This window comes from Micromonospora psammae (assembly GCF_036902725.1).
Classification (GTDB): Bacteria; Actinomycetota; Actinomycetes; order Mycobacteriales; family Micromonosporaceae; genus Micromonospora.
This window is the reverse complement of record NZ_JBAKHM010000019.1, coordinates 24,664-38,926: the sequence shown is the minus strand read 5'-3', so window position 1 is coordinate 38,926 and position 14,263 is coordinate 24,664. Positions and strand designations below refer to the sequence as shown.

The 14,263-nt window shown below is 74.9% G+C and carries 13 protein-coding genes; 9 read left to right on the top strand and 4 right to left on the bottom strand.

Going from position 1 to position 14,263, the window contains the following annotated elements:
• The first annotated feature begins 21 nt into the window (after positions 1-21).
• Positions 22-879, top strand: a complete 858-nt coding sequence (gene fdhD / locus V6U79_RS21330) for a formate dehydrogenase accessory sulfurtransferase FdhD (RefSeq protein ID WP_334527889.1) — start codon at positions 22-24, stop codon at positions 877-879.
• Positions 880-884: 5 nt separating this feature from the next.
• Here the strand turns inward: fdhD and V6U79_RS21325 are convergent, their stop codons facing one another.
• Positions 885-1,940 (bottom strand): DUF4192 domain-containing protein, encoded by a 1,056-nt coding sequence (locus tag V6U79_RS21325; protein WP_334527892.1) that lies wholly within the window; start codon positions 1,938-1,940, stop codon positions 885-887.
• Positions 1,941-2,156: 216 nt separating this feature from the next.
• Here V6U79_RS21325 and V6U79_RS21320 point away from each other — a divergent pair, with 216 nt between their 5' ends.
• The 5 genes from V6U79_RS21320 to V6U79_RS21300 all read left to right on the top strand — a co-directional run bounded on the left by V6U79_RS21320 (position 2,157) and on the right by V6U79_RS21300 (position 8,902).
• Positions 2,157-3,071 (top strand): fructosamine kinase family protein, encoded by a 915-nt coding sequence (locus V6U79_RS21320; RefSeq protein ID WP_334527895.1) that lies wholly within the window; start codon positions 2,157-2,159, stop codon positions 3,069-3,071.
• Complete coding sequence (gene moaA / locus V6U79_RS21315) at positions 3,068-4,078, top strand: GTP 3',8-cyclase MoaA (RefSeq protein WP_334527898.1); 1,011 nt, start codon at positions 3,068-3,070, stop codon at positions 4,076-4,078. The genes V6U79_RS21320 and moaA overlap by 4 nt, the downstream gene beginning before the upstream one ends.
• A 3-nt stretch (positions 4,079-4,081) precedes the next feature.
• Entirely contained in the window at positions 4,082-4,327 is a 246-nt protein-coding gene (locus V6U79_RS21310) for a MoaD/ThiS family protein (protein WP_334527900.1), read from the top strand.
• Between the two features lie 12 nt (positions 4,328-4,339).
• Positions 4,340-5,590 (top strand): metallophosphoesterase, encoded by a 1,251-nt coding sequence (locus tag V6U79_RS21305; RefSeq protein WP_334615584.1) that lies wholly within the window; start codon positions 4,340-4,342, stop codon positions 5,588-5,590.
• 120 nt (positions 5,591-5,710) lie between these two features.
• On the top strand, positions 5,711-8,902 hold the full coding sequence (locus tag V6U79_RS21300; protein WP_334615583.1) for a UvrD-helicase domain-containing protein: 3,192 nt from the start codon (positions 5,711-5,713) through the stop codon (positions 8,900-8,902).
• Positions 8,903-8,999: 97 nt separating this feature from the next.
• Here the strand turns inward: V6U79_RS21300 and V6U79_RS21295 are convergent, their stop codons facing one another.
• Both V6U79_RS21295 and V6U79_RS21290 read right to left on the bottom strand, forming a co-directional pair.
• Positions 9,000-9,617, bottom strand: a complete 618-nt coding sequence (locus V6U79_RS21295) for an A24 family peptidase (protein WP_334615582.1) — start codon at positions 9,615-9,617, stop codon at positions 9,000-9,002.
• 11 nt (positions 9,618-9,628) lie between these two features.
• The gene (locus tag V6U79_RS21290; protein WP_334527915.1) at positions 9,629-10,600 is read right to left on the bottom strand and encodes an EamA family transporter; all 972 of its coding nucleotides are present in this window, start codon (positions 10,598-10,600) and stop codon (positions 9,629-9,631) included.
• A gap of 345 nt (positions 10,601-10,945) precedes the next feature.
• Between V6U79_RS21290 and V6U79_RS21285 the strand changes: the two genes are divergently transcribed.
• Together V6U79_RS21285 and V6U79_RS21280 are read left to right on the top strand one after the other, a co-directional pair.
• The gene (locus V6U79_RS21285) at positions 10,946-11,458 is read left to right on the top strand and encodes an LppU/SCO3897 family protein (RefSeq protein ID WP_334615630.1); all 513 of its coding nucleotides are present in this window, start codon (positions 10,946-10,948) and stop codon (positions 11,456-11,458) included.
• A gap of 140 nt (positions 11,459-11,598) precedes the next feature.
• Entirely contained in the window at positions 11,599-12,837 is a 1,239-nt protein-coding gene (locus V6U79_RS21280) for a DUF8462 domain-containing protein (RefSeq protein WP_334615581.1), read from the top strand.
• Between the two features lie 50 nt (positions 12,838-12,887).
• Here the strand turns inward: V6U79_RS21280 and V6U79_RS21275 are convergent, their stop codons facing one another.
• Positions 12,888-13,433 (bottom strand): GNAT family N-acetyltransferase, encoded by a 546-nt coding sequence (locus V6U79_RS21275; RefSeq protein ID WP_334527921.1) that lies wholly within the window; start codon positions 13,431-13,433, stop codon positions 12,888-12,890.
• Positions 13,434-13,571: 138 nt separating this feature from the next.
• Between V6U79_RS21275 and V6U79_RS21270 the strand changes: the two genes are divergently transcribed.
• Complete coding sequence (locus tag V6U79_RS21270) at positions 13,572-14,117, top strand: DoxX family protein (protein WP_334527924.1); 546 nt, start codon at positions 13,572-13,574, stop codon at positions 14,115-14,117.
• Positions 14,118-14,263: the final 146 nt, after the last annotated feature.

The following is a 14,263-nucleotide window of genomic DNA, read 5'->3' as shown; positions in this document are numbered from 1 at the left end:
GGGTGGGGGCAGGATGGCGGGATGGGACGGGCGACCGACAGACGTGGCGTGCTCCGGATCGACCTGGACGCGGTGGACGAGGGGCGTGCCCCGGTACGCCGCCCGGACACGCTGTCGGTGGAGGAGCCGTTCGAGATCCGGGTCGGCAGGGCCGGTCCCGGCCGGCGGCGGCCGCTCGCGGTGACCATGCGCACCCCGGGGGACGACATCGACCTGGCGATCGGCTTCCTGCTGACCGAGGGGCTGATCCGGTCGACCGGGGACGTGCTCACCGCCCAGCTCTGCGCCGGTGCGGAGACGCCGAACACGTACAACGTGGTCGACGTGGTGCTCGCTCCCGACGTGCCGGAGCCGACCACCGATCCGTCGCGGAACTTCTACACCACCAGCTCGTGCGGGGTGTGCGGGAAGGCCAGCATCGACGCGATCCGGACCCGGTCGCCGTACCCGGTGGCCGGGGACGCGCTGACGGTGCGGGCGGACGTCCTCACCGCCCTGCCGGACCGGCTGCGGTCGGGGCAGCGGGCCTTCGACCGCACCGGCGGGCTGCATGCGGCGGGCCTCTTCACCCCGGACGGCGAGCTGGTGGTGCTGCGCGAGGACGTCGGCCGGCACAACGCGGTGGACAAGGTGGTCGGCTGGGCGGTGCGGGAAGGCCGGCTGCCGCTCACGGGGCACGTCCTGCTGGTCTCCGGTCGAGCCAGCTTCGAGCTGACGCAGAAGGCGTGGATGGCCGGGGTGCCGCTGCTGGCGGCGGTCTCCGCGCCCAGCTCGCTCGCCGTCGACCTGGCCGACGAGGCGGGGATGACGCTGGTCGGCTTCCTGCGGGGTCGGGCGATGAACGTCTACGCCCACCCGCACCGGGTGACCGTCGGCTGACCGGCTCATCCGATCTGCCGCCGGGGACGGCGCCGCCGGGGACGGCGGCGCACCACCCCCGGGTCCCCCACCGCCGGCCAGCCGTCCAGCTCCGACGGGGGTACGCCCCGCCGGAGCAGGTCGTCGAGGAGCTGGGCGAGGGAGTAGTCGGGGTGGGTCGCCAGCGCCCGCTCCAGGGCCACCGCCGCCAGCGCCCCCTGCCCGGCCCGCCAGGCGGCGAAGGCCAGCAGGCTGGCCGGCGCGGCGATCAACTCCTCCTCGGCGCGACGCAGCACGTCGCCCCAGAGGCTGATGTCCTCCTCGCGCCCGTCGGTGCGTTCCCAGGCGTGGTCCCGCACCGGCAGGTGGGTCAGGAGCAGGCTGAGCCACGCCACCTCGTCGTCGGTCAGCCGCTCGCCCCGGCGGTGCGTGCGCAGGGCGGTCCGGACCGCGTCGACCCCGGCCGCCCGGACCGTCCGGCCACCGAGCAGGTCGGCGGGGGGCGCCTCCGCCAGCAGCGCCAGCAGCCGTCGCTCGGCCCGGGCGGCGGCCCGCCGCAGCGCCTCCCGGGCATCTCCCTCGACCGGTGCCACCTGCGCGGTGAGCGCGGCCCGGTCGGGGAGCGCCACCTGGCCGGCGAAGACCGCGGCGGCGCTGACCTGACTGGCCGCCTGGTCGTACGGGGTGCCCTCCGGTGGGCAGCAGTCCGGGGCGGCGCAGAGGTAGGACCAGTAGCGTCCGGCGGTGACCCGCAGCGCGTCCAGCACGGTCAGGCCGGCGTCGGCCAGCACGGCGCGGACGGCGTCCACGGCGGGGGTGACCCGCTCGGCCGGCCCGTATCCGAGCACGGTCGCCGACTCGGCGTCCTGGCGGCCGAGGACTTCGCCCAGGTGCCGGGCGGGCAGTCGCGGGTCGGTGCCCGGGTCGGGGAGGTCCGCCCGTGCGACGAAGACGATCCGCCGTCCCCGCATCGCCACCACCACCACGCTGTCGGCGGGGTGGAAGCCGAGCAGGTACGGCACGGCGGCGATGAGGTCGGCGGGCGAGCGGACGGTGAGCCGGGGAAGGTCGGTCGCGGTCATGTCGGCAGCCTGCGACCCGCGAGGCCCGAGCGACAGGCCCTGTGGACGACACGCGGTCCATCCACAGACACGGAGAGTATTCCCCCAGCTCGGGGCGGTTCGGGCCGGTGGCCGCTGGGCGCACCGGCGACGCCGGACCGGCAGGACACCGCCCGGTCGTGCCCGGCGGACGCGAGCCGGGCCGCCGCCGGGCCGGAAAGCCGATACCTTGCGCTGATGGACCTGGCGTACCTGCGGGCACACCCGGAGCACCTGCCGACCTTCCTGACCCACCAGCGGATCCGGGAGACGCCGGTCTCCGGCGGGGACAGCTGCGCCGCCTCCCGGCTCACCCTGGACGACGGCCACTCCGTCTTCGCCAAGACCTGGCCGGAGCGGGCCGACCGGCCGCTGCCCGAGGGCTTCTTCGCCGCCGAGGCGGCCGGGCTGCGCTGGCTGCGGGAGACGGGGACGGTGGCCGTGCCGGAGGTGGTGGTGGCGTTGCCGGAGCTGCTGGCGCTGGACTGGGTGGAGCCGGGCGAGCCGTCCCCCGAGGCGGCCGAGCGGTTCGGCCGTGAGCTGGCCGGGATGCACCGGGCCGGAGCGTCCGTCCTCGGCGCGCCGTGGCCCGGCTTCATCGGTGCGCTGCCGCAGGACAACACCGTCGACGAGGGACCCTGGTCGACCTGGTTCGCCGACCGCCGGCTGCGCCCGTACCTGCGCCGGTCGGTGGAGAACGGGGCGCTCACCGGCGCGGAGACCGCCCTGGTCGAGGAGGTGGTGGCGCGGATCGGCGAGTTCGGCGGGGACGAGCCGCCGGCCCGGCTGCACGGCGACCTCTGGCCGGGCAACCTGCTCTGGGGCGCCGACGACCGGATCTGGCTGGTCGACCCGGCGGCGCACGGCGGCCACCGGGAGACGGATCTGGCGCAGCTGGCGCTCTTCGGCGGTCCGCCGCACCACGCCCGGATCCTCGACGCCTACCGGGAGGCGTGGCCGCTGGCCGACGGCTGGCGGGACCGGGTGCCGCTGCACCAGCTCCAGTTGCTGCTGGTGCACACCGCGCTCTTCGGCGGGGCGTACCGCGACGCGGTCGGCCGGGCCGCCCGCGCGGCGCTGCGCGGGACCGACCGCGCTACGGTCGACAGGTGACCGCCGCCCCGACCGACGGCGTCCTCGTCGACCGGTACGGCCGAGTCGCCCGGGACCTGCGCGTCTCGCTGACCGACAAGTGCAATCTGCGCTGCACGTACTGCATGCCGGCGGAGGGGCTGCCCTGGCTGGCCGGGCCGCAGCTGCTCGGCGACGACGAGATCGTCCGGCTGGTCCGGGTGGCCGTGGAGCGGCTCGGGGTGACCGAGGTGCGCTTCACCGGCGGGGAGCCGCTGATCCGCCCCGGGCTGGTCGGCATCGTGGCCGCGGTGGCCGCGCTGGCGCCGCGCCCCCGGATCTCGCTGACCACCAACGGCCTCGGCCTGGACCGGCTCGCCCGCGTCCTGCGCGACGCCGGCCTGGACCGGGTGAACGTCTCGCTGGACACCGTCGACCGGGACCGGTTCGCCACGCTGACCCGGCGGGACCGGCTGGCCGACGTGCTCGCCGGGCTGGCCGGGGCGGCCTCCGCCGGGCTCACCCCGGTGAAGATCAATTCTGTGCTGATGCGGGGCGTCAACGAGGACGAGGCGCCGACGTTGCTCCGCTTCGCCCTCGACCACGGCTACCAGCTGCGGTTCATCGAGCAGATGCCGCTGGACGCGCAGCACGGCTGGGACCGGGGGACGATGGTCACCGCCGACGAGATCCTCGCCGCGCTGGGCGCGCGGTTCACCCTGACCCCCGATCCGGCCCGGCGGGGCGCCGCCCCCGCCGAGACCTGGCTGGTCGACGGCGGCCCGGCCACCGTCGGCGTGATCGCCAGCGTGACCCGGCCGTTCTGCGGCGACTGCGACCGCACCCGGCTCACCGCCGACGGTCAGGTCCGGGCCTGCCTCTTCGCCACCGAGGAGTCCGACCTGCGGGGTGCGTTGCGGGCCGGCGCGGACGACGCCGAGCTGGCCCGGCGCTGGCGTACGGCGATGTGGGGCAAGCGGGCGGGCCACGGGATCGACGACCCGACGTTCCTGCAACCGACCCGGCCGATGTCGGCGATCGGGGGCTGAGCCGTGGACCTCACCGTGCGCTACTTCGCCGGGGCGCGGGCCGCGGCCGGCCGCCCCGAGGAGACCGCATCCGCGGGCCGGTCGCTGGACGAACTCGTCAACGAACTGGCGCACCGGCACGGCGAGCGACTCGCCGCGGTCCTGGCGGTGGCGAGTTTCCTGGTCGACGGGGTGGCCTGTCATGATCGTCGGACACCGCTGCCGGCCGGGGCCACGATCGACGTGCTGCCTCCCTTCGCGGGCGGCTGAGAGAGGCCTCAGATGTTGGCGACCCTGGCGTTCGTGGCCACCCTGACCCTGATCATCGGGGGGATCCACTTCTACCTGTGGAAGCGGCTGGTGAAGGACACCACCGGTCCGGGGCGGTGGCGGCGGATCGGCGGCGGCGTCGCGCTGGTGCTGGCGCTGCTCGTCCCGGCCACGATGGTCGGCACCCGGGTCGCCGGGGCGTTCTGGCTGGCCTGGCCGGGCTATCTCTGGCTCGCGGTGATGTTCTACCTGCTGGTCGTGCTGCTGGCGCTGGAAGTCCCGATGGCGGTCGCGAAGCTGGTGCTGCGCCGCCGGGTGGTGGCCGCCGAGGCGAGCGCCGCCGCGCCGGAGCCGGTGCTGGTCGGGGCCGCCGGCTCCGCCGACCCGCCGGCCGCCGAGGCCGTCGGCCACGCCGACCACGACCCGTCCCGCCGGTTGCTGCTGGCCCGGGGGGCCGCGATCTTCGCCGGTCTCACCGCCACCGGCGTGACCGGGTACGGTGTGCGCACCGCGACCGGCCCGCCGCAGCTGGACCGGGTGCGGATCCCGCTGGCGAAGCTGCCCCGCAGCATGGACGGCCTGCGCATCGCCACCGTCTCCGACATCCACCTGGGGCCGCTGCGCGGCCGGGTGCACACCGAGCGGATCGTGGCCGCGATCAACCGGCTCGACGCCGACCTCGTCGCGATCGTCGGCGACCTGGTCGACGGCTCGGTCGCGGAGCTGGGGGACGCGGCGGCGCCGCTGCGCGACCTGCGCTCGAGGTACGGCAACTTCTTCGTCACCGGTAACCACGAGTACTACAGCGGGGTCGAGGAGTGGGTCCAGGAGGTGGACCGGCTCGGCCTGCGGGTACTGCAGAACCAGCGCCAGGAGATCCGGGCCCGGGGTGGCGTGCTGGACCTGGCCGGGATCAACGACGTGACCGCCGCCGGCACCGGGCTGGCCGCGCCCGCGGACTTCGCCGCCGCGCTCGGCGACCGGGACCCGAGCCGTCCGGTGGTGCTGCTGGCCCACCAGCCGGTCGCCGCGTTCGAGGCCGCGAAGTTCGGGGTCGACCTGCAACTGTCCGGGCACACCCACGGCGGGCAGATGGTGCCCTTCAACTACCTGGTCAAGCTCCAGCAGCCGGTGGTCTCCGGTCTGGGGGAGGTCGACGGCACCAAGGTCTACGTCACCAACGGCGCCGGCTTCTGGGGCCCGCCGGTGCGGGTGGGCGCCCCGCCGCAGGTGACCCTGGTGGAGCTGCGGGCCCGCAGGTGACCCTGGTGGAGCTGCGAGCCCCATAGCGCGACCAGGCGGCGGAGTCCAGCACCGCATTGCTCAGGTCACGCCCACGCGTGGCGGCGGGCGGAGGACGGACCGGTCGTGACAGGATGCGGCGTGCCTCCGTTCAGCGCCGCGTCCCCCGGTGGCGTCCCGTCGTTCGTCGCGGACCTGCACATCCACTCGAAGTACTCGCGCGCGTGCAGCCGTGACCTGACCCTGCCGAACCTGGGCTGGTGGGCCCGGCGCAAGGGCATCGGGGTGCTCGGCACCGGCGACTTCACCCACCCCGCCTGGTACGACCACCTCCGGGAGACCCTGGAGCCGGCCGAGCCCGGCCTGTACCGGCTCGGCCCGGAGGCGGAGCGGGACATCGCCCGCCGGTTGCCGCCCCGGCTGGCCAGCGAGGCGGAGACGGACCCGGTCCGGTTCATGCTGAGCGTGGAGATCTCCACGATCTACAAGCGGGACGACCGGACCCGCAAGGTGCACCACCTGGTCTACCTGCCGGACCTGGACGTGGTGGCCCGGTTCAACGCCGCGCTCGGCCGGATCGGCAACCTCGGCTCGGACGGCCGGCCGATCCTCGGCCTGGACTCCCGGGACCTGCTGGAGATCACCCTGGAGGCGAGTCCGGACGGTTACCTCGTCCCGGCCCACATCTGGACGCCCTGGTTCTCCGCGCTGGGCTCCAAGTCCGGCTTCGACGCGATCGGCGACTGCTACGCCGACCTGGCCGAGCACATCTTCGCGGTGGAGACCGGTCTCTCCTCCGACCCGGAGATGAACTGGCGGGTCGGCAGCCTGGACCGCTACCGGCTGGTCTCGAACTCCGACGCGCACTCCCCACCCGCCCTGGCCCGGGAGGCCACGGTCTTCGACTCCGGCCGCGACTACTTCGCGATGCGGGAGGCGCTGCGGACCGGGGAGGGGCTGGCCGGGACGATCGAGTTCTTCCCGGAAGAGGGGAAGTACCACGCGGACGGGCACCGGCTCTGCGGCGTCAACTGGTCGCCGGAGCGGACCCGGGCGGCGGGCGGGCGCTGCCCGGAGTGCGGCAAGCCGCTGACCGTGGGGGTGCTGAGCCGGGTCGAGGAGCTGGCCGACCGGCCGGAGGGGCACCGCCCCGCGCACGCCCGGGAGGTCACCCACCTGGTGCCGCTGGCCGAGATCCTCGGCGAGATCAACAAGGTGGGGGCGCGCTCGAAGAGAGTCGAGGGCCAGCTCAACGACCTGGTCGCCGCGCTCGGCCCGGAGTTGGAGATCCTCACCCGCACCCCGCTGGACGAGATCGGCCGGGTCGGTGGGGAACTGCTCGCCGAGGGGATCGGCCGGCTGCGCCGGGGCGACGTCCGCCGGGTGCCGGGCTACGACGGCGAGTACGGCGTGATCACCCTCTTCGACCCGGCGGAGCTGGGTGTCGGTGGGGCGCCGGTCGCGCAGGAGACGCTCTTCGACGTACCCGTGCCGGCGCAGCGCACCCCCGCGGAGCCGGCGGCGAAGCCCCGGGCGAAGCGCCCGGCGGCGGCGAAGGCCGAGCCGAAGCGGAAGGCCGCGCCGCCCCCGCCGCCGATCGCGCCGGCGCCCTCCCCGCACGAGCCGTTCGAGCCGATGCTCGCCGGCATGGAGGAGGTCGGCACCGGCCTGCTGGACCGGCTGGACGCGATGCAGCGGGTGGCCGCCTCCGCGCCGGGTGGTCCGCTGCTGATCGTGGCCGGACCGGGCACCGGCAAGACCCGGACGTTGACCCACCGGATCGCTTACCTCTGCGCGGAGCTGAACGTCTTTCCGGAACAGTGCCTGGCGATCACCTTCACCCGGCGGGCCGCCGAGGAGCTGCGGCACCGCCTGGACGGGCTGCTCGGCCCGGTGGCCGAGGACGTCACGGTCGGGACCTTCCACTCGCTCGGGTTGAGCATCCTGCGGGAGAACGCCGACGCGGTCGGGTTGCCGGCGGACTTCCGGATCGCCGACGACGCCGACCGGTCCGCCGCCCGGGCGGAGGCCGGCGACGACGACGCCCGGTACGCCGCGCTGCTGCGCAAGCGGGACCTGGTCGACCTGGACGAGCTGCTCACCCTGCCGGTCGCGCTGTTGCGGGCGGACAAGAAGCTGGTCCGGGAGTACCGCGAGCGCTGGGGCTGGATCTTCGTCGACGAGTACCAGGACGTCGACGCGGTGCAGTACGAGCTGCTGCGGCTGCTCAGCCCCGCCGACGGCAACCTCTGCGCGATCGGCGACCCCGACCAGGCCATCTACTCGTTCCGGGGCGCGGACGTCGGCTACTTCCTGCGCTTCTCGCAGGACTTCACCGACGCGCGACTGGTCCGGCTGAACCGCAACTACCGCTCGTCGGCGCCGATCCTGGCCGCGGCGGTGCAGGCCATCGCGCCGTCGTCGCTGGTCCGCGGCCGCCGGCTGGACCCGGCCCGGCTCGACCCGGAGGCGCCGCTGGTCGGTCGCTACCCCGCGGCCTCCGTCTCCGACGAGGCCGACTTCGTGGTACGCACCATCGACGAGCTGGTCGGTGGCCTCTCCCACCGTTCGCTGGACTCGGGCCGGATCGACGGCCGGACGACCACCCTGTCGTTCTCCGACATCGCGGTGCTCTACCGCACCGACTCGCAGGCCGCGCCGATCGTGGACGCCCTGGCCCGGGCGAACATCCCGGTGCAGAAGCGTTCGCACGACCGGCTCCGGGACCGGCCGGGGGTGGCCGCGATCGCCCACGAGCTGCGGCACGCCGACGGCCTGGGCGGCGGTCTGCCCGCCCGGGTACGCCTCGCCGGCCAGGTGCTCGCCGAGCGTTTCGCCGCCCCCACCCTGGACGGCCCCGGCACGGTCCGCCCCGAGGACGTCCGTTCCGCCGTCGACCTGCTCACCCCGCTGGCCCGCCGCTGCGGTGACGACCTGGAACTGTTCCTGTCCCAGTTGGCCACCGGCGCGGAGGTGGACGCGCTCGACCCGCGGGCCGAGGCGGTCACCCTGCTCACCCTGCACGCCGCCAAGGGGCTGGAGTTCCCGGTGGTGTTCCTGGTCGGGGCGGAGGACGGGCTGCTGCCGCTGCGCTGGCCCGGCGCGACGCCGGACGACGACGCGGTCGCGGAGGAGCGGCGACTCTTCTTCGTCGGCCTGACCCGGGCCCAGGACCGGCTCTACGTCAGTCACGCGGCCCGGCGGGTGCGGCACGGGTCGGAACGCGACTGCCGCCCCTCGCCCTTCCTCGACGTGATCGACCCGGGGCTGTTCGAACGCTTCGGCGAGGCCGTACCCCGCCGTCCGAAGGACCGCCAGCTCCGGCTGATCTGAGCGGCCCGGCCGCGCCGGCCCGGGGGCGGGCCTGACGCCGCCCCTCTCGTCACCTCTCGGGAATCACGCTCACCGGGACGGGGCGGGGAACCGGGCGTCAGGCGAGCAGGGCGGCCAGCCAGGCGCCGGCGAGCAGGGCCGGCCCGAACGGCAGGGGCGTGTCCCGGCGGACCCGGCGGGCGGCCAGCAGGCCGAGCACCACCACCCCGTTGAGCAGGTGCGGCAGGAGCAGGCCCAGGCCGAGGGTCGACCAGCCCAGCCAGCCGAGCGGCAGCCCGAGCACGGCGGCGAGCTTCACGTCGCCGAAGCCGAGCCGGGAGCCGGGCAGCAGCGCCAGCAGCACGTACCCGCCGAAGGAGAGCGCGGCCCCGGCCAGCGCGACGAGCAGGCGGCCCGGTGTGCCGGCGACCAGCGCCGCCACCAGGAGACCGGCGAACCCCGCCAGCCCGGCCGTGGCCACCAGTGGATCGGGCGGCCGCAGGCAGGCCAGGTCCACCACCGCCAGTACCAGCCCGACCGCCGCCACCAGCAGGAACGCCGGCAGCGCCGGGTCGGTGCCGAGCGCGACGGCCAGCCCCGCGCAGGCCACACCGCCGACGGCCGCCAACCCGGCCCGGTGGCCCGCCACCCCGGTCCAGCGGCGGGCGATCGGCGGTGCGACGGCGCCGGCCAGGACGCCGAGCAGGGCGGCGGAGGTCACCAGGCCGACGGACACGGCCCGGGACGTTACCGGCGGGCCGGCTCCACGGTTGTCCCGGCGGTCGCGCGCCGGGGACGTTCGGTGGTCACCACCAGCGCCACGCCGGCCACGATCACCGCCCCGCCGAGCAGCACCGGAACGGTGACCGGCTCGGCCACCAGCAGCGCGCCCAGCGCCACGGCGACCACCGGGTTGACGTAGGCGTAGGTGGAGACCAACGAGATCGGGGCGTGGTGCAGCAGCCAGACGTACGCGGTGAAGGCGACCAACGAGCCGGCCACCATCAGGTACGCCAGCGCCGCCCAGGAACGGGCGGTCACCTCGGCCGGCGAGAAGCCACGCAGCTCGTCCCGGCCGAGGGCGAGGAGCAGGAGGACCGCCGCGCCGGCGACCATCTCGTACACCGTGGCGACGAACGGGTCGGCGGGCATCCGCAGGCGTCCGGAGAGGAAGGAGCCCACCGACCAGCTGGTCGCGGCGGCGACCACGGTCAGCGCGCCGGCCAGCGGGACCGCGGCGCTGTCGCCGGTGGGCAGGACCAGCAGCACCAGCCCGAGGAAGCCGAGCGTCACCCCGGCGAAGGTCCAGGCCCGGGGCCGGTCCCCGGTGGCCGTACGGAGGAGCACGACCAGCAGCGGAACGGTGGCCACCAGCAGTGCCGCGACGCCCGACGGCACGGCCGTCCCGGGTGGGCCGGACTCGGCGAGCACCACCAGACCGTTCCCGCCGGCCAGCAGGAGCGCCCCGACCAGCGCGGCGGAGGCGAGCTGGCGCCGGTCGACGCGCAGGGCGCCCGGCCCGCGGCGGAGCCGGAGCACGACGGCGAGCACGAGGCCCGCCGTGGCGAACCGGGCGGCGGCCGAGGCGAGCGGCGGCAACGACTCCACCGCGATCCGGATGCCCAGGTAGGTGGAGCCCCAGAGGACATAGACCAGGAGCAACGCCGTCCAGATCAGCGCCGGGCGGCCGGGAGTCGCACTCGCGGGAGGTGAGCTCATCGGTGGACCACGCTACGGTGACCACGGCGTCGGTTCCCTTGCGGGTGGCCGGCGTCTCGTTACCGACGCAGGAGGGCGTTCATGGCGAACTACGGACCACCCGGTGGCGGCTCCCCGGAGCCGTGGGGTGGGCGACGTCCCGACGACGCGTACGGCCGCGGACCGGAGCCGCGGCCGGGCACCGGCTGGGGCGAGCCGACCCCGGGTCGGCCGCAGCCGTCCGGCGTCCCCGGCCAGCCGTATCCGCCGTACGACGGGCAGGCGTATCCACCGTACGGCGGGCAGCCGGGCCACCCGTCGCCGTACGCCGCGCACGGCTACCCGCCCGCCGGCTCGTACGAGCCGGTGGACCGGTACCGGTCGGCGGGGCCGGAGGCGTACGCCGGCGACCCGGCGCCGAAGCGGGGCCGGGGACGGCTGATCGCCGGGCTCGCCGCGCTGGCGGTCCTCCTCCTGGGCGGCGCCGGCATCCTGGTCTACCTGTTCGGGCCGGGCGACGACGAGCCGCCGGTCGCCGGTCCGGGCGCGCCCACGGCGTCGACCGGGGCGAGCGCGGAGGTGCCCGCGCCGGTCGGGCCGGTGCCGACCACGCCGGCCCCCGCCTCGTCGTCGGATCCGCGGTTCGTCAAGACGGGGCAGTGTGTCCGCAACGAGGGTGCGGCGGGCGGCAAGCCGAAGCTGTCGATCAGCGGCTGCGCCCCGAAGACGTACGAGGTGCTGCGCCGCTTCGACGGGGCGACCAGCGGGGAGAAGGACGCCGAGGCGAAGTGCGCCAAGGTCTCGGGTTACACCAACTGGTACTTCTTCGACAGCGAGCTGGACACCCTCGACTTCGTGCTCTGCCTCCGGCAGCGCTGATCCCGTCCGTAGTCGAAACTAGGGCTGTCTAGCGATTTTGCTAGACAGCCCTAGTTTTATGTCGAGGATCCGGGACACGCCGGTAGCCACATCTATCCATCTCTAGCTCTCCGGCTAGACGGGCCGATACTGTGCGATGCGTGGATCCGGTCCGCAACCCGTACGCCCCCGGCGCCGGCCAGCGCCCGCCCGAGCTCGCCGGTCGGGGGCGGGAGCTGGACGTCTTCGACGTCGTGCTGGAACGCATAGCCCGGGGCCGCCCCGAACGCAGCCTGATGCTCACCGGCCTGCGCGGGGTCGGCAAGACGGTCCTGCTCAACACCCTCCGCTCCCAGGCGATCAACCACCTCTGGGGCACCGGCAAGATCGAGGCCCGCCCGGACCAGTCGCTGCGCCGACCGGTCGCGGCCGCCCTGCACATGGCGGTCCGCGAGCTGGCGCCGCGACACCGGGCGCCGGACCGGATCGACGCCTTCCTCGGTGTGCTCAAGGCGTTCGCCCAACGCTCCACGCCGACCGCGCGTGGCGCCGCCCCCAAGCTGCGTGACCGGTGGCAGCCCGGCATCGACGTCCCCGCGAGCAGCGGCCGGGCCGACTCCGGCGACATCGAGATCGACCTGGTCGAGCTGCTCAGCGACGCGGCGGCGGTCGCCGCCGACGTGGGCACCGGCATCGCGGTCTTCATCGACGAGATGCAGGACCTCGGCGCGGAGGACGTCTCCGCGCTCTGCGCCGCCTGCCACGAACTCTCCCAGCTCGGCGCGCCGCTGATCGTGGTGGGCGCCGGCCTGCCGCACCTGCCGGCCGTGCTCAGCGCCGCCAAGTCGTACTCCGAACGGCTCTTCCGCTACCAGCGCATCGACCGGCTCGACCGGATCGCCGCCGACCACGCGCTCTGCGCGCCGGCCGAGCGGGAGCAGGTCGAGTACGAGCAGAAGGCGCTCGACCTGCTCTACGAGAAGTCCGGCGGCTACCCCTACTTCGTGCAGGCGTACGGCAAGGCCACCTGGGACCACGCGCCGCGCTCACCGATCACCGCCGCGGACGTCCGGGTGGCCGCGCCGGAGGCGGAGGCCGAGCTGGCCGTGGGCTTCTTCGGCTCCCGCTTCGAGCGCGCCACCCCCGCCGAACGCGAGTACATGCGCGCCATGGCGACGTTGTCCCTGAGGGAAGGGGAGGCCGACGGGGGTGGCCGGGACGACATGGACGCGGCGGTGCCGACCGCGGAGATCGCCCGGGCGCTGGACCGCAAGCCGGCCAGCCTCTCCCCGGCCCGGGACGCGCTGATCAAGAAGGGGTTGATCTACTCCGGCGAGCGCGGCACGGTCGCCTTCACCGTCCCGCACTTCGGCCGCTACCTGCGCACCCAGCCGGCCTGACCGCGCCGTCGGCGCTCGCCGGAGGTCGGACGGTGGACGGCCGGCCCGGCTCAGACCCGGGACCAGGGCGCCGGGAAGACCACCTCGCCGCGCGGCGGCGCCGGCTCGCCGCTGACGGACGGCGGCAGCACCAACGCCTGCCACGGCTCCCCCAGGCCGGACCACGGGCTGGTCAACCCCATCCGGTCGGCCGGGGCGAAGCCGAACCGCCGGTAGTAGGCGGGGTCCCCGAGCACCACCACCAGGCGCTCGCCCAGTTCGGTGGCGGCGTCCAGCACCGCCTGCACGGCCGCGGTGCCGTGCCCGACGCGCTGCCGGTGCGGGGCGACCGCCACCGGTCCGAGCGCCACGGCCGGGGCCGTGACGTCGTCGGACTTCACCCGGACCCGGCTCAGCAGGGCGTAGCCGACCACCTCGCCGCCGTACTCGGCCACCATGGCCAGCTCGGGGATCCACGCCTCGCTGCCGCGCAGCTCTTCGACGAGGGCCACCTCGCCCGGGGTCGTGCCGTCCGGGCGGGCGAACGCGGCGGCCAGCACCCGGCGCACCGGGCCGGTGTCCGCCGGGCCCTCGGGTCGCAGCCGCAGGGTCGTCACCCGCGCGACGTTACCCGCCGTGACCGATCCATCGGCGACGGTCCGTCGAATCGGCGTGGCGCACCGTCACGTCAACGTCGGCCGATCGGATCGGCCGTTGCCGGGGTGGCGACCGCCGCAACGGGGTATGACTGATCCATGAAACCCGTGCGCTCCCTCGCCCGTGTCATGTTGAGCGGCATCTTCGTGGTCAGCGGCGCCCGTAACCTTCAGAACCCCCAGCGGCTGGTGCCGGCCGCCACCCCGGTCACCGATCGCGTCGCTCCGATGATCAAGCGGGCCGCCCCCCAGCTGCCCACCGACACCGAGACGCTGATCCGGTGCAATTCGGCCGTCCAGCTCGCCGCCGGTCTGCTGCTGGCCACCGGCCGGCTCACCCGGCCGGCCGCGCTGGTGCTCGCCGGCACGCTGGTGCCGGCCACCGCCGCCGGACATCCCTTCTGGAAGAACGACGACCCGACGATGCGGCACAACAACCAGATCCACTTCCTGAAGAACCTCGGGCTCTTCGGTGGCCTGCTGCTCGCCGCCGCCGACACCGAGGGGAAGCCGGGTCTGCGCTGGCGGACGGGCCATCGCATCGGTCACTCTCGACGCTCGGTCCGCCGGGCGGTGCGTACCGTCCGCCGGGAGGCCAGGATCGCCGTCGTCTCGGCGTCCGCCGCCCGACGACTTCCGGGCTGACCTGCGTCAATACGGCCACCACCCCCCGCAAGGCCGCGAATTACCTGAACCACCCGACACCCGTTAACGCGGTGGAAATGTCAAAAACATGTGTGGGATCGGACACGGTCGCATAACGCGGGAGGCATCAACGTGAGGCGCCGTTC